The sequence below is a fragment of the Haloarcula nitratireducens genome, from assembly GCF_019599505.1.
This window is the reverse complement of sequence record NZ_RKLT01000012.1, coordinates 21,473-37,596: the sequence shown is the minus strand read 5'-3', so window position 1 is coordinate 37,596 and position 16,124 is coordinate 21,473. Positions and strand designations below refer to the sequence as shown.

Here is a 16,124-nt window from a genome sequence, read left to right as displayed (position 1 = left end):
CACGTATGCCATCTCACCTAGCGATGGTCCGCGTTGCCTACTTACGAGAGAGGGGGCGCAGACCACTCTGCCCCGTGTTCTAGCGCGGGGCGGTCCTTTCACTCTCAGCGATGACGTCGCACAGTTGATTGTATGCAGTCTAGGGCGAGATCGACATGACTGCCCTGTCGTTGGCAGTTGGTCACTCTCGGCGTCGATTGTACTGCTTGGCAACGAATCGAGGTCTCTGCTTAGGCGTGAGGCAGACAGATAGCCGAAAGACACCGGGTTTCCGGTGAACGACTTATGGGGCTGGCGGCCAGGAGCAAACGTCGAGAGACTGGTGTGTGAGCGGTGTGGGACTGACAGACTGGCTTGATTTGTTGTTTCCCGTGTTATCGAATGCAGCGGCAGCAGCCGCCGCTGGGCGGCTATGAAGGTTAGCAAGATGCCGGGAGCGGCAGTCCCGAATGGTGCTCCGGTGGAGATACGAGTACGAGGAAACGTCCCTGAGCGTGTACCTCATTTCCGGACGAAAAGAGCGAGGGGGCTCTAACTAGATTCTGCTACGGAGATCCAAGTCGCTACAGATCAACAGAAGTTCTCCGGAGAAAAGCGGGCAACGCTATTCCGGTGATAATTGACAGCACTAACACGCGTACCGCTGAAATATTCCAGAGATAGCGAACCGGAGTAACTAGATTCGGATTGTCGGCGACAGTGGCGATGAAACAGAACCAGCACACCTTGAAAGCCCCACGGCGCTGGCGGTCGCTCAGCGACATCTCCTCGCTGCGCTCGGAGAGGGGTCGCTGACCCGACCACAGCAAGCGCCAGCGCCGTGCCCCTTTCAGTCCAACCCGACCACAACAGCAGAACCCTCGGGGCCGCCCTCCCTCGCCGGAACGAGGACGCTCGCTCCGCTCGCTGTGTTCCGGGCGCGGCCTGCGGCCGTGCCGGGCTTTCACCCATCCGGCACTCGGGCGGCCCCGCGGGATGCTCACGGAACCGCAACCGCTCAAGATATCCCCCGCCATCGAAGGTATCCCATCAACCCACATTTATATACTAATCTCGTCTAAACTTGAACTCAGAAAACCGACCCTGAGACACTCTGTCGCCACTCTATTCCACTTGAAGCAACCCAGTTTAGTCGTTGGTTTTAAGTACCATGCACCCGTGGCCTTATGTACGGAAGACACGACACGCGGCGCTCAGGAAGGAGTTTCACGCCGCAGGAAACCGGGTGATGGCACACCCGGCAAGTGTCTTCCTGAGGAGCAGGTAAGACAATGTACGCTAACGACTCCGGTAGTAAGAAAGCATCGTCCGATATCGACCAGCAGCTGCAACTCGGCGCGCACGTCGAGGGTGGTCCCGAGCATCTTCTCCAAGAAGTCGCCGAGACGGCGAACGGCGACGAACTCGACTACCGGCCCAACCGCGGCAGTGACTCTCGCGGGAACTACTACGCTCGACAGAACGACTACGACTGGAGTCGTTCGACTGATATCGCTCCAGATCGGCGCCACGGCGAGACGCTCGCTGCCCAAGAACAACGCCACGGCGAAAACGCCGAACAGGCCCGCCACTCCAAGCAGGCCCGCGATGCCCACGACGAGATCGACCGCGAAGCCTCCGCCCGCCAGCTCACCACCAGCGAGCAAGAACGACCAGACAATTTCGAGGCAGAGCCCGACCCACGCGCCGACATGGACGCCAACGCGCTGGCCGCCGTGAATCAAGACGCCACCACGGTCAGCGACCAGACTGGCATCAGCCACGCCGCTGCAAGCCGCCTCGTCGCCACTCACACGACCGACACCGACTCACGCTTCGACGGCGTCTTCGGTGCGCTCACGGCTGCTCGCGCCGCGATGAACGCGCCGGTTCTGGTCGCCGACATGAACCCCCACGGCTACGAAGCCACCATCGAGGGAACGGTCACGCATCTGATTGACGACCCCGCCGCGCCGAATCAGTATCAGGTGGCCTACGTCGAGGACGACGACGGCGACACGGCGAAGGTGACGGTCTGGGTCAAATCCGTCCACGGTGGCGCGATGGTCCGTACTCTCCACGAGGGCGACCGCGTGCGCATCTGCGCCGGGAAGCCCGGCGAGTACAACGGCCTGAAGACGCTGGCCGTGACGAGCAAGACGACCATATGCATTCTCGAACGTGGTGACGGGCCTGCGCCGACCGGCGACTGTCGAGCATCGTTCGGGTGTTCCGGTGAGAGTCCCCGACTGGCTCCGTGGGACGTGGAAGCAGACACTCACGCGTGGGTCAACCAGATGGACATGGACAAAGCCGTCGAGGTGACGCTGGCCGACTAGATCGGTCGTCGGGGGCTTCGCCATCGAGGCTGGTCGTCCGGTCGGCGCGTGAGCCACCTCGCGCACGCGGTCTCGTCGCCGCCCACCGGCACAGCGGGGCGGCGACGAGCCAACCACGCGCACGGACTGGGGCTTGGGCCGCAAACGGCGCTGTCGTGGGTCAGTCAGGCCGAGTATCCAGCGCAATCAGGTCTCTGGTGGGACGCTCCCGTGGGCCAGCCAGTGGAGCAGGGAGAACTGTCTGATTGGTGTTTTCAGCGACGCGCGGCGCCACCGGAAGACTCACTCTGTTCGTCTTCCGAGCCCTCGTTCGCTGGCGCTCACGAGGACGACGGAGCGCTGCGCTCGGCGCTATCGCGCGCCTCGCGGCGGTCCACCGTGCTCACGCCGTTGCGCGCGGTCCCGCCTGCTACATGTACTAACCTAATCCGGAGGATGAATCGATGCTGCTTAAATGTGTCTGCTTCCTACTAGTTACCCTCGATAGCGACGGAGCGGCCAAGTGAGGTCAAAAGAGAGTCAGACACGTTCATAGTGAAGTCAGTTCGAGGTCTCCAGACTCCATAGCGACTCGTCTTAACCAGCATTCTCCACCGAAACCGACATGTTGTGTCTGTAGTCTCCGGGTATGGGCGGGAAGACGTCTTAATTTTCCCCAGATATTACTACAGGACATCTATCAAAACTATAGGATTATATTCTTTCCCAACTGCCCTTGAAATCGGGCGTTTCTAGGGCTGCCTAGACAGTTTGCGGCGATAATTTAAAGAGGATGTAGGTCATTACTTGACACGTCTCCCCGCTGAAAGACAAACCGGAGACGAGGAGTATAAGTTTGAGTTCACAAGTTGAATCCAGAGAACTCGGTAGAGGGCAGCAAACACTTCATGATGCGTTCAACGCTCATCGAATATATGAACCGGTTAGAGGCGTTCATCCCCGCGTAGAGCTTCCTGACGAGCAGTACGAGGAGTGGCTTGACAGCAACCGGGAAGTCGAGTACGTGGTAATCAATTTCTCGGACGCGGAAGAGGTCATTGGGGAGGACGGTGACCTGAGCCGGGTATTGGAACCGTGGCATATCCCTGTAATCCTTGGCACGGAGTACGACGAGGATGTGAACGAGCGTACTTTCCAAGACGTAGTGGACTTGCTGATGGTGGTTCAGCCAGCGATTTACGTTCCAGACGTGGTCTTCAGCTACAACTGGATGGACGAGGAGGTCCAAGACAATGCTATCGAGGCGTACACTGGCCACGTTAGGGATCTGCAGCAGGAGATCATCGAGCAGGACTTCGATGTCCGGCTGATTCCGACGAACAAGGGTTGGAAGTACGAGCACTTCATGGAGTACAGGGAACTGTACGACGATTTCGACTACGAAGAGTTCGCGTTTTACGCTGTCCAGTACACAGGCGGTGACGCCGGGAACGCGATCAAAGTTCTCCGGAGCCACGTCAGGAACTGTATCGCCGCCTTGGACATGGAAGACGTATTCCTGATTGGACGGCTTGCCGAGGACGACTTACTGGATTTTGACCCGCGTGTCCGTGGAGCAACCGGACTTCGGCAGTGGACGGATGCCTGTTCAGACGGGGACAGGCTTCTGCAGGATGCGTGGCCGGAGTTCCAGGAAGGACGGGAGGCCAAGCTTTCGGTTAACGACAGTCAAGAACAGCGGCCTATGAACGACTTCTATGGTCAAGAGGAGGACAACTGAACGATGTTCGTATTTATGGGTTCATACAGCGGAGGCGGCGGAGATTCGTCGGGTGATGATGATTCGCAGGATGGGGAGACAACCAACAATCACTCGCAGTCGGGCCTGAATGATTACACCGGTGACGACGGAAACGATGACTCTGGAAGTGATTCCGAGAGCGGTGCTGGTGGAGGCCCTCCTGTAGGTCCGGGTGGTTCGACTGGTGGTGGAGGCGGCGGTGGCGGTGTAGTAACCGAGCCTCCGGAAGGCGACGATTCCGGCGACGACGGCGGTGAAGACGAAGAAAGCGAAGAGCAGGAGGACGAGGGTCAGCCAGAGTCACCGGATGTTGAGGAACCCGATGTCGAAGAGCCGGAAGACGACGTCGACGAATCCGACGACACTGAGGACGACGACCAGGAAGACGAAGACGACGACCAGGAAGAAGATGAAGAGGAAGAGGAGGTGCTGCTCCTGGTTCAGGAGGTCGACCCGTTGAGTGCGATGTCTTGGTGCGTCCAGCCGGTGATGAAGCGTGTCGAAGAGTGCTACGGTGAAGAAATTGATTTCTTCTACAAACCGGCTCCTGTCCGTGAGTTCGAGGATCCAGAACAGGCCAAGCAGAAGTGGATGGAGTGCAGTGAGGACATGGGTATGCCGGTTGATCCATCGTTCTGGGACAACGACCCGCCGGAGTCGACGGAACTGGTCAACAAGGCGTTCGAGGCAGCTATCCAGCAAGGCCAGGGAACGGATTACATCCGGGCGATGTGGCAGCGTAGTGTTGCAGCTGGCCGCAACATCAACGACGAAGAAGTCTTGGCCGAACTGGCGGAAGACCTCGGCCTGGACCGGGAAAGATTCGAGGAGGATCTGGAAGAGGTTGAACTGGAAACGGGTGACCGTGATGAGCTTCCGTCCACGTTCATGCAGCTGGATGTTCGACCAGCTTCTTGGAATGGCCGTGTCCGGTATTCTGACTTCAGCACAGAGTTCACGTTCCAGGGTATTCCCGAGGAAGAGCCTCAGGAGCTACAGGGCTTCGTGGAGGAACACGGGGCTGTAGCTACGCCTGAAGTCATGGAGGTCTACGGGATACGGCGTGAGGAAGCTGAGCAGCGTCTCCGGAATCTGGACGGTGTTTCGTCGTTCGAGATTGGCGGCGAAGGCTTCTGGTACTGAGGATCCTCAGATTTCGTCCAGGCTGTACTGTCGTTCTCGTCCTGTGGTGTCGATGGTTCTAATGGTGAGGCCGGAGGTGTCGAATTCTTCTGACAGATCGCGACAGGAACTGCAGATCTCGAAGTGTCGTGTGTCGCTGTAGACTGCTAAGTCGGAGGCTTCGCTGGCTCCCTCGCGGCCACCGTGAATGGGAACAGCAGTACATAGCGCTTGCAGAGACATCGACTGCATAGAAACGCTCAGTGAGGTTGTATAGGGCCCCGGATAGCCGCTTCCAAGTTGTACGAAGATGACGCCGTTTAGTCTTTCAAGCCAGTTTTCGTGGGTTAGACTATTCGGGTTTCACGACGTCTTCACAGGCTGGACACTCAGCCCAGATGCCCGTCGTCCCATCGTCTTGCTCGTACTCGACTAACAGCCACGCTGGAGTAATGTCTGCATCACAATCCGGACATCGGCCAAGTATCGACGTATCACGGGTCATGCACAGGGAAGTACCTAGCTATCGGCTGTCTCTCCATCTCGTGTTGCAATGGCTGCCATAGTAAGTGTTGGGTGGGCAATAGTTCAAGCCGTGAGCAACTGAGTCCCAGCTAGATTAGAGATCGTCTGGGTCAAGTTCTTCCAATCGGTCCCGGCGCGTGTGGGTGCTTTCACCTTCCGGGACGCCACCTGTGTCGGCGGTGCCCGCACAGAGCGAACAGTCGGGCCAGTGGTCGGGGAGTTTCTCTCGCGTTGTTTCCCGAATTTCTGTAGCTTGCTGGAGCGGCTGGCAGTCTGGATCCGTGTGGATATGGATAGCTGTCCCGACGCCGACTGGTCCACGTTTCTTGATCCAGACTATTTCGCTCGACATTAATTCAGTGCTATGGCTGCCTAGTATATGAATAGGCTTACGCATTTTGGCCACCGGCAGCTCAGGGCGCCCGGATAGGCTGTTGCTGTATCGCGTACCGATAGCGACGGATTCCTGTTCGCTAGGAGAGGGAATTATCGCTAACCAACGAACTCATCTTTTGCTGGCTAGTGTTGGTTAGCGGGGAGACTCGTATTGAGAGGTAGCTAAGGTGGTGAAGAGAAGGTGGACTCACTCGATGGGTCGGTACTCCCCACAGTGACGAAGCGCGTAGCCGAACGAGAAATCTCTGAAAATCACAACCACGAGTGATCTCCAGTGAGGCTACGGAATGAAGTGTTGGTGTTCAGGTAATTCTATGCCAGGATGGGTAGGCGAGATAGGTCTGGAAATTCTCTATAAGCGCGCTGACGACAGCTCCACAGGCAAGGTGTGAGACTGATTTTTTCGCTGCACGATGCAATCGGTTGCAGGGTAGTGGTCAGCATCGTTTTGAGACCGAGCGAAGCGCGACACCCGTGGGTCTGCCAGCCAGCCGAGGCAGGGGGTTGTTCACAGGACCGATGTGAGTGAGAGAAGTCTATCTGGTGAGGTGCTTCCCAGTCGAGTGCATCGACGTGTGGTGTCTTCATCTCTGATCTGTGAGGGTTCAGTAGTCACCGAAATACAAATCGATGACGGGGGGTGAGATGCTCAACAATAGCTCTCGACGAAACATTCCGAATATCTATATGTTTGTTCGACTACTATCGCGCAGATGCCCCGGATTTGTGGGGCAAGATAAACGGTTAAAGTGTTCGTAACTCCACCCCGACGCCCTCCTGCGATTTTTGGGGAGTTACGGCAATATAATCCTATTAAAAAGTGAGTCAGACACTTGCCGTACTGCGATTTTAGACTAAAATGCATATGAAGAAAAGACTTTACTGCAAAGCTTAGATATTTTCGCGTCGGTAGCGACTACCCAGAATTGAGACGAGCAAAGGACAGAGAACGAACCGAGGCGGCGGCGGTAGAATAGTTAGGACTCTAAGATACCAGAGAAAGCGCGCCTATTGCATGACAGTGGATGCGCCGGTGTGAGAATCAGAGCGACAACGAGCGAAAAGTGAGCCAGTCGAAGAGCCGAACTACATGAAGTCCGCCGCGTCGAAATCGTCCTCGTCACTTTCGGACTCTGCGTCAGATTCGGCAGTAGATGAAGCAGGTGCAGTAGACTCCTCAGGGTGGTCGTCGGTGCTAGTATCGGTGACTATGTCGTCCACGTCATCCTCGGGAGATCGCGGTGACTCTTTGTTAGAAGAGGCTGTATCAGATACTTGATTGTTCTCGAGTTCAGCGTCATCTTCCGGCGCTGGTGACCCGTCGCTTTCAGCAGTGGGTTTCGAGTCGAACTCCTCTTCGAACAGGGTTTCAGGGGTGTCCATCTCCTCGTCAGCATCGGGTGACTCAATAGTGGAGTCGGCGTCCTCCGCAGCGGATCGATAGTCGTCGCGGAACGCATCACTCATCCGGAGGACAGTCGTTCGTTTCTCGACAGCATCGAGGACCTCGGTCGGCGTCAGTCCAGTCTCGACATAGAGGTCGGTAAGCATCTCACGAATTTCGAGCGTCGTTCCTGTTCCCTGTGGGAGGTCGAGAACACGCCGGTCAAGCATTGCACCAAGGTCTGAGAGCGCGTCGACGTTCTGACCCCGCGTGACTGGAGCGGCTTCGACATCAAGGCGAGAGAGTGCATCCCGCCAGCGACGGTCGCTATAGGTAATCGAGGGAGTCTCGTTGACGTCGTCGGCAGCCCACACATCCGGGTCGGTCTCAGCATCGGATTGTTGCTCCGTCCCATCGCCGTTGGACCGTCCGATCCGTCCAGCGAAATGCTTGACCATCGCTATCCAGCTATCCGTTTCGGTGACGTCACCTTCGGAGTCTGTCTGTCGTGGCGTTTCCGGCGACTCTGCCCCGCGTTCAGGTAGTCCAGAGCGCACTTCATGCAGCTCGTGAGTTTGCCCGTACCACCAGTCCGTTCGTGTGACCGTGATACACTCGCCAGGCTCGAAGTCTCGGAGTTGCCCGGAGGTGATGGGTGCTTTCTCGGTCTCTTGGTAGCTTTCCCGCGCTTGTGACCGATGCGAATGAGACCCAGACTGCCGTGACATCGAATGAGTTTCTCGCCGGTCCAGCACTCGCCGCTCACCGATTTCGTTGCGGATGAACTCCGTCGAGTGGGAATCACCCGGCCCGAAGTACAGGCCTTGCGGGCAGTTGCCCAGAATCCCCGAGATGTCGCTGTAGGTGTCTGAGAGCTGGCCGATGGTCTGGACGCCAATCAGTGCCCGTGCTTTCTCCTTGCGACCACGCGCTGTGAGGTTCGTAATCTGACCGAGGGGCGGCAGTTGGTCGATCTCGTCGAGGACGTGAACCGTCGGATTCGGTGATTCCATCGCGAAGCGAATCGACCAGTCCAGCAGGAGCTGAAACATCGGGCCAAGTGTCGCCATCCGAGAGGGCCTCGAATCGACAATCAGTACTCGCCCCTCCGGGTTCCGAATATACTCTCGCAGTGAGAACGAGCCGTGTTCAGCGAAGTCCTCGACGAAAATCGGCCGGGTGTATTCGACGAGCGTCTGGTAGACGTTCTGAGCGGCTTTCCCTTGTTCGGTGTCTAAGTGTCCGGATTCGAGTTGGTCGTAGCTGTCGAGTGCGTCGTAGATCCCAGCACGTCCGTCTTCGAGTAGCGAGACGATATCCATGTGCGAGAGGTTCTCTCGTCGGTTGTTTCGTTGGGCTTCCAAGTGGAGATAGCGCAGCATATCCTCGAATACTTGCTTGGCTGGTGTGTGGAACGGGTTATGCCCAGATGGATTTCCAAACACCGCCGCCGCGATCTCCCGAAAGTCCTGTCGGGAATCGGCATCCCGAAAGAGGTTCCAGGTGACGTCGCCGTCGATACCGACGCGCTTGACGTCGAAGCCAAGGTCAGCGTAGAACTGCTGAAACTCCTCGCCAGCGTCGTGGGCGATAATCGCTGTATCCCGGTTATACGGGAACTGGTAGGCCAAGAGTTGCATAGCCGAGGACTTCCCGCTCCCCGTTTCGCCAAGGACGGCGGTCGAGACGTCATCTTTGAGCGTCGGGAGTGCGGATGCAGCATCGTTTTTGGTCTTGACTGACTCGTATGGCACCGCCAGTTCGTCGTCCTCACACCCCCATGGATTTCGAGCGAGTGATCGTGGAGAGGTGCGACGGGCAACGTCAATGACGCCAATGAGTACCAGCGACGAAACGTAGAGCGCTGCTCCAGTCTCATACGAGACAACAGGTGGAGCCACACCGGGCACCTGGAATCCAGCAAACAATCCGACGACGAGTGCCGCCCCGAGGAGGTGGGCAAAGGGGGCCAATAACAACACGAGCCAGCTGCCGCTGAGCAGCGGCTCAACGAAGAGCAGTCCCGTGATGATGGTGAACCCGCAGTAGATGTATCGCCACGCCCAGAAGCGTCTGTGGAGCAGCTTGTCGCTATCTATCCACATCGGCGGGACCAAGAGCATGAACACGCTCCAAACCAGCATCGCTGGTTCGTTGTATTTCAGACTCGTCGGCATCTCGCCGGGCTTCTGACCCGGGGCGGTTCTGGGCGATTGTGAATCGTTTGCCATCAATACCCACCGACGTCGAAGTCACGTTCCGGACCAGACTCAATTTGTGTTGCCTCCACGAGTTTGTCCTTCTGGGACTGAGTCTGACCAGCGTCGTCATGGGCACTTTCAACAGCCTGTTCAGCGTGCTTATCCGCGGCTCTCTCTTTGAGGCGCTCGGGCTCTTTGAAAATGTCTTTCGCGCTGTCCCGAAGACGATTGACGTCTTCAACATCCATCGTCAGTTCTGGTTCGTGTCCAGTTGCCGCAATGTGAGCGTGGGGGATCTCCGTATCAGTGTGGGTGGCGTAAACGTAGTCTGTCGTTGGTTGGTCACCGAATTCCTCACGCATGAAGTCTCGCGTGTGAGAGCTAATCTCCTCAGGGGTGATCTTAGCTTCGGGATCCGGAGAGACAATGAGGTGACGCTGAAACCCGAACTTCTCACTCTTTTCGATGAACTGCTCAATGTGCTTTTCGTCAAGTTCACGACCGATTCGATCCCGAAGCGGGACTTTTGTTCGAGATGCATCTTGCTCTCGGTCCCGACGAATATACTTCAGCAGCTTCCCAGCGCCGCTACGCTGATAATCCGTCTTCAACATCATTGTTCAATAGCGAGCAGCGAGTCAAGCGGCGACGGGTTGTCTGATTCCCCACCATCGCTCTCAGTAGTCGTCTGTGAGGCACGACTGTCGGCCATTTGGAGCGCCGCTCGCTTGATCGCTGTCTCACGCTCTTCGGGACTGTACTCTTCTTTGAGCAGTTCCCACAGAGACAGCACGTACATCGTTCGGAGCGACTGCAGATGTTCCACGTCGGACGTCGTCTCTTGCTTCAGCTCTTCAATCGCAGCGATAATTTCGGCACTGGCCTTGTCGATCGTCGAGACCACATCGTCATTGGCAGAGTATCGAGAGAGCCGCCCGTCTAAATCCATCCCGTGGTGGTTCTTCAAGATCAGTTCGCAGTACTTCGATTTCGAGAGCCCCGCAGAATCAGCACGCTTGTCGAGTTTCTTATTGAGCGCTTCGTCCGTGTAAATCTGGAGGCGCGCATCTTCGGCCATTAGTCATCGGCCTCCTGGCGCTGTAGCTTCTCCAACCCAGTATCCAGCCGGTCAGATGCTTCTGAAAGTGCCGCCGCTTGCTTCTCACCCGGATATTCCCCACCAATCAGATTCCAGAGCGCAACACCGTGCAGCACTTCCTTCTCTGTTGAAGGCGACAGAGCAGACTCTATCTCATCCAAGACAGTCGCTTCCATGTCACTCAACTGCTCTTCGAGACCGGTTTCCGAGATTCGCTCGGAGCGCACGTCACGAGCGATTTGCTTGTCCAGCGCGACGACGCAGTACTTTGAGAGACTCATCCCTTGCCGTTCGGCCATCCGCTCTATCAGTTCCTTTTGCTCATCCGGCGCGTAGAATGTCACGTTCTCACTCATCCGACTCACCTCCATTCTCGTAGAGCGCTCCGCTGGCTCCATTCGTCGTGAACGGCATATCTGACTGACGTTGCTCCTGTGATTCTGGTTGTGAATCAGCGTGAGGCATAGTATCTGGTTGAGAGTCGTCGTCGGTTGGCGCACTGTTCTCCGTCGTCTCCATAGTCTCCTCAACTGCCACCTGATCGAGTGCCGTCGAGAGCGTTTCGGCCAATTCCGCTGCAGAGAGTCCTTCGAGGACGTGTTCGGCTTGGCTGACCGTCAGCCCATGATGGGCCAGAACACCCTTCATCGACTCAGTTCGAAGGAACTCTTCGAACGCTTCGACCTGCTCGGATTGCTCTTCGACGAGGATGTCCAGCGGGTTTTGTTCGTGCGGGTCGAGGTCGATGACCCGCTTTTCTTCCCACGACGTCCGAACTTTGAGTGGGTAATCGCCGTGTTCGTCGATCCGGACTAGCGCTTCGCTGTAGCCGTGTTCGCTTCCAACCGTCTCTTTCCCGGCTTCCGCGTTGTTCACGTAGTGTTTCTGCTCGCGGGTCATTCCCGCCCGCTTCGCCGTCTGCTTGTCCAGCTCTGGCTCTCGGTGATGGACCATAATCGGACACATCCCCGCAATCTCCTCGGCAGCGTCACCATCGTAGAACTCTTGGAGCGTCTGGGAGAGCAGCACCAGCCGAATCCCGGCGTGGCGCTGGTGGCGAGCAATCTGGTTCAAGAAGGCGAGGTTCGCGTCGTCGGCGAACAGGTAGTGCGCCTCGTCGATGATCACCTCTACCTTCGTCTCCATGTTCTTCGCTTGCTGATACAGCGTCGAGAGCAGCAACTGCATGATGAACGACTGCTTCCCAAGGCCGTCACCGGAGCCCTCCACTTGCTGGAGGTCCAAGTAGACGGCTTTGCTGTCGTTGTCGATAAGATTCAGATTCGATTCTTCGGCGAGGTTGCCATAGGTACTGCCAGCCCGGAACGGCTGCAGCGCCACCGAGAGTTCGTCGGCGTACTTCCGAATCTTCTGTTTTGAACTCTCGGTCTCCGCAGCAGGGAACACTCCCGGGTCTTCCTGAATCTCGTCGATCAGGTCGAGCAGGTCCTGCATCGTCGGGGAGTTTGCCGGTGTATGCGTCGACGGGTCGTCGGGGTCGATAGCCGACCGCTCGAACGTCGTCTGAATCAGGAACGTGATCAGCCCGCTGTGCATTTCGAGGTCGATATCCCGCGAGGTGAGGAAGTTCATGATGACCCCGTAGACTTCGTCCATCTTCGCCCGGACCGGCTCCATGTCCGGCGACGCATCGAGGACGTGCTGTGGCGTCGGATGCATCTCACACGGATTCAGCGGCGTGTCCCCGCTGACGGTGATACGCTTAGCATCTAGCACTTCGGCGCTGCCGCGCATATCCCCGACCGGGTCGATGAAGACCTGCTTGACGTCCGAGCGCTTCTTCATCATCCGCAGGCCCCGAGCCTGTGTGCCGTGAGTCTTCCCGCCGCCGGGCATCCCTGTCACCAGTTCCGAGTGGCCGGTTTCCAGCTCCCATGGATCGATCAGCACTGAGGAGTCGTTGTGGTCGTGGATACCGTAGCGAATTCCGTCAGCCATCCGGAGGTAGTTCGAGGAGAAGGGGAACAGCGCGCCGAGAGCTTCCCCCGTCATCGACGACAGTCGCTCGTTCCCAAGCTCGTTCCCACCCAATGGCGAAACCGTGGCTAATCCCTGTTCCTGGCGGCGCGTCGCTCGCTTGATCGAACAGTTCGCCGGGGAGTCCCGCATCAGCGTCTCTAACTGGTTGGTCTGCTCGCGAAGCTCCTCTTTGCTGTCAGCGGTCAGACGGATGAACACCCCTGCCTGATACAGCGACGTGTGGTTCCGCCGGACGGCCTGCCGGATGTACTTCGCTCGCTCGATGTCCTGCTGGAGGTCCTCTGTGTCCAGTTCGCCGACGTCCTGCTGCAACACGCGCAGCGAAGACACCCACTCGGAGATCACCGAAACGGCATCCTGCGACTGGTACGGGTTGATGTGAATCGAGACATCGGCCTTCAGATTAGTGTCCAGCAGTAGGCGCTCAAGCATCCCACTAGTCGGGTGTTCGGGGAAGGTTTCGATCCAGAACGTCCGAGCGTACGTCTCACTGTCGAGGACCGTGTAGTCCTCGTTCCAATCGATAGCCGACGGCGCGAGCCACGACCGCTGTTCCTCACCGGGCCGCCTGAACGCCGATGGTACTTCCCCGACATCGTCATCATCGAACTCGGGCATCTCGATATCTCCGAGGTCTTCAACGTCTTCGATATCCAGGTCTAGCGCCTCAGCCTCCTGTGAGCGGGTGTAGTGAACAGGGGAGAGTCCTGTCGTCTCTTCGAGGTCGCCGAACGACTGCGACTCACACGCCCAATACTCCTTTGTGAGCGTCGCAAGGCGAAGTGGCGACACGGGCTCCCCACTACAGCGATACAGACTGTTGATCGCACGAGCCGTCGTCCCGACTCTGTCCTTCAACTTCTTCGCTTTGTACGTGTCCCGCTCACTTTCGGTGAGGCCATCCGACGACACCATCTTGACAACACGGCCGATGACCGGCACGGAATCCAGGGAACCGATGAGCGATGCCGACTCCCGGTCGAGGTCATCTATGTCAGCATCGGTCACTGAGACGATGATGTAATACTTCCGTGCCATTTCGGTCCCGTCGACGGGATTGCTCTCGTCATCCGTGTGTCGGTCGAGCCATTCCATCAAGAGACCCCGGAGCATCGGCAACCGTTGGGTATCGGCATCGTCGAGGCGGCCTTGATGGGCCTCAACGTGCGCTTCCCGGTCAATTTCACGGGTGGTGACGTACAGGTTCGTCTCGCCCTCTAAGGAGTTCGCTAAGTCCGTGAGTGAACTGACAGCCTTCTCCCATTGGCTACCATCTTTGAGCGCCATGTTGGCGGGCGTGACCTGCACAGCGCCGAGATGTGCGCCGTCGATGCGCTTGACACCATGAGGAAGCACGCGGTCAAGCCGCGTGACCGTCTGCGTATCCTGTGCGCCATCACCGAACAGGTACTCCGGTTTCTTGACGGCCCACCGCAGGCGGACCTCCAGCCACTCAGTTAGTCGGTAGTAGCGGGGCCGCGCTCGATGCAGGCCGAACAGGAGGAGTTCGGTCGCAATCAACAGACCAGTCGCCGGCAGCAGGAAACTAGCTGGGACGAACGGTAGGCCCAAGAGCGCGAGATACCCGAAGACTGGGAAGATGAACAACGCTAGTTCACCGAAGGTGTACTGTCCCCAGAACTCGGTGGTGCCACCGAGATCGTCGTGAATAATATTCGTGTTGAATTCGCTAGGCGAGTTACTCATCGTTGTTGTCCTTGACCATCGCCATATCTTGCTCATCGAGGCGGTACGCATCGGGACCGAGTTCCTCATCGGTCTTCAGCCGCTCGCGCAGCAGCTCACCGACTGAGTCAAACTCGGGCGGGTCGCCGTCCGCTGCCGATTCCTCTTCGTGGTGATACACTTTGGTGTCTGATCGATTCGGAACCGGTTTCGTGGATGCTCCGCCGGAACTGCTGCTCGTCGGTGGAATTGTCGTTGTACCGCTGGTCGGCTTCTTCACGGTTTGAGTCGATTTGCCGGTACTAGCAGACGTTGGCGCTGAAGATGAGGCAGCGACAGTCTGTCCGAGACTGCTTGAACCGCCGGCGCTACCTGCCCCGCTTCCACCGCTGGGTGTGCTCCCACTAGACGAGCCGCCACTCTTAGGCGGCGAAGACGACGACCCTCCACCTTGTCTTTGGGCCTGCCCACTCTGCCGGCCCGTTGACGCGCCCGCTGCCATGGTTGCGGACGACCCGGACTTTCCCCGGTGGACCATCTGCGCGCCGTTCAACACTCTTCGCGAACTTCCCTTCGCGACGCCTTTGCCGGCTTCAACTGCGCCGGCAGCAACCGGCCCGCCCGCTAGATAGGCTCCAGCGGTCACACCCGCCCCTGCGACAGCCCCCGAAGCTTTGGCTGGCTTCTTCCCTGCGGCCATCATCTTATCGCTGAGGTTGACCAACGTCGGGCTACTCTTCTGGAGCATCGCTTTCTGAATCTTCGCACAGAGCAGCAGCACCATCGGAGTGATGAACAGCCCCAGTCCTGGAATTCCCCAGTCGTTGATCTCAATCGAGATGCGGATGAGCAACGCTGTCGGGATACTCGCTGCAATAGCGCCGGGATACGTCCCTGCTATTTGTTTCGACAGCCCGCTGAAGCTTTTGAATGGCCAGACCTCTAATGCCCAGAATGTTGCCACCAGTGGCATCGCTAATGTAGTGAGAATCACCGCCATCCATCGGGTGATCGATACCACGAGAACCTTCGCATAGATATAGAGCAGCCCCAGTAGCAACAGGAATGAGACTGCCGGACTATACAGAGACAGTTTCGCAAAGACCAGCAGTTCTTGGGCGATCTGACCTTCAGTCGCATTCGCGAACGTCGAGACGGTCTCACCAATGACATCGAAGAATTGCAATGCGAGAGAGGCAATCGGGAGCCAGAAGAAGAGCGCAAGAAACGCAAATACCAGTCGACGGCCGATCCGTTTTCGAACGACTGGATCGATCGCATTGTAGCGCACTCCCACGACGGCGACGACAATAATCTGGATGCCGAACGCCAGCCCGACGACGTACTCGAAATAGAGCGTATTTATGAGCGTACTCCAGGGACTATTCACGGCGCTGTTGAACGCCATGTTTAGTCCACCCGCTCCGGGCCCTATGGGCGCTGGAGTGCCAACGAGAGGCTGGACAAGTACATCCAATACATTTTCTTTGAACCAGCTCTCGAAGGCAGTCGGAAACATCTTCAAGAACTCTATCAATGCCCGAAAGACCAGTTCGGTAAACGTAGGCACGTCACCAGTGAACTGTCCAGTGGACCCTTCAGCTCCCTGCCCTGGGGTTGGTGTCGGTGTTGGAGGTTGACTCTGCATCGC

General features: G+C 57.6%; 11 protein-coding genes. 3 read left to right on the top strand and 8 right to left on the bottom strand.

The genetic code is table 11. From position 1 onward, the window contains the following. Positions 1-1,271 precede the first annotated feature (1,271 nt). From EGH23_RS18835 to EGH23_RS18825, 3 genes are all read left to right on the top strand, one after another. Positions 1,272-2,318, top strand: coding sequence for a single stranded DNA-binding domain-containing protein (locus EGH23_RS18835; protein WP_220581530.1), 1,047 nt, complete (start codon positions 1,272-1,274; stop codon positions 2,316-2,318). An 835-nt stretch (positions 2,319-3,153) separates the two neighbouring features. Then, on the top strand, positions 3,154-4,038 hold the full coding sequence (locus EGH23_RS18830; RefSeq protein WP_220581529.1) for a hypothetical protein: 885 nt from the start codon (positions 3,154-3,156) through the stop codon (positions 4,036-4,038). Positions 4,039-4,053: 15 nt separating this feature from the next. Beyond that, positions 4,054-5,202, top strand: coding sequence for a DsbA family oxidoreductase (locus tag EGH23_RS18825; protein ID WP_220581528.1), 1,149 nt, complete (start codon positions 4,054-4,056; stop codon positions 5,200-5,202). A gap of 331 nt (positions 5,203-5,533) precedes the next feature. On the opposite strand, the gene EGH23_RS27510 is transcribed toward EGH23_RS18825, so the two are convergent. The 8 genes from EGH23_RS27510 to EGH23_RS18790 all read right to left on the bottom strand — a co-directional run bounded on the left by EGH23_RS27510 (position 5,534) and on the right by EGH23_RS18790 (position 16,121). Further along, positions 5,534-5,686, bottom strand: coding sequence for a DUF7837 family putative zinc-binding protein (locus EGH23_RS27510; protein ID WP_483867124.1), 153 nt, complete (start codon positions 5,684-5,686; stop codon positions 5,534-5,536). A 114-nt stretch (positions 5,687-5,800) separates the two neighbouring features. Beyond that, positions 5,801-6,058, bottom strand: coding sequence for a hypothetical protein (locus EGH23_RS18820; RefSeq protein ID WP_220581527.1), 258 nt, complete (start codon positions 6,056-6,058; stop codon positions 5,801-5,803). Between the two features lie 1,130 nt (positions 6,059-7,188). Further along, positions 7,189-9,717 (bottom strand): type IV secretory system conjugative DNA transfer family protein, encoded by a 2,529-nt coding sequence (locus tag EGH23_RS18815; protein ID WP_220581526.1) that lies wholly within the window; start codon positions 9,715-9,717, stop codon positions 7,189-7,191. Beyond that, complete coding sequence (locus EGH23_RS18810; protein ID WP_220581525.1) at positions 9,717-10,301, bottom strand: relaxase/mobilization nuclease domain-containing protein; 585 nt, start codon at positions 10,299-10,301, stop codon at positions 9,717-9,719. Before EGH23_RS18810 ends, EGH23_RS18815 begins: the two co-directional genes overlap by 1 nt. After that, positions 10,301-10,765, bottom strand: a complete 465-nt coding sequence (locus EGH23_RS18805) for a hypothetical protein (RefSeq protein WP_220581524.1) — start codon at positions 10,763-10,765, stop codon at positions 10,301-10,303. The genes EGH23_RS18810 and EGH23_RS18805 overlap by 1 nt, the downstream gene beginning before the upstream one ends. Beyond that, positions 10,765-11,142 (bottom strand): hypothetical protein, encoded by a 378-nt coding sequence (locus EGH23_RS18800; protein ID WP_220581523.1) that lies wholly within the window; start codon positions 11,140-11,142, stop codon positions 10,765-10,767. The genes EGH23_RS18805 and EGH23_RS18800 overlap by 1 nt, the downstream gene beginning before the upstream one ends. Next, positions 11,135-14,494 carry a VirB4 family type IV secretion system protein gene (locus EGH23_RS18795; protein WP_220581522.1) on the bottom strand — a complete coding sequence of 1,120 codons (3,360 nt, stop codon included), beginning with the start codon at positions 14,492-14,494 and terminating at the stop codon, positions 11,135-11,137. The genes EGH23_RS18800 and EGH23_RS18795 overlap by 8 nt, the downstream gene beginning before the upstream one ends. Next, the gene (locus EGH23_RS18790; RefSeq protein WP_483867123.1) at positions 14,487-16,121 is read right to left on the bottom strand and encodes a TrbL/VirB6 family protein; all 1,635 of its coding nucleotides are present in this window, start codon (positions 16,119-16,121) and stop codon (positions 14,487-14,489) included. Before EGH23_RS18790 ends, EGH23_RS18795 begins: the two co-directional genes overlap by 8 nt. Between the last annotated feature and the right edge of the window lie 3 nt (positions 16,122-16,124).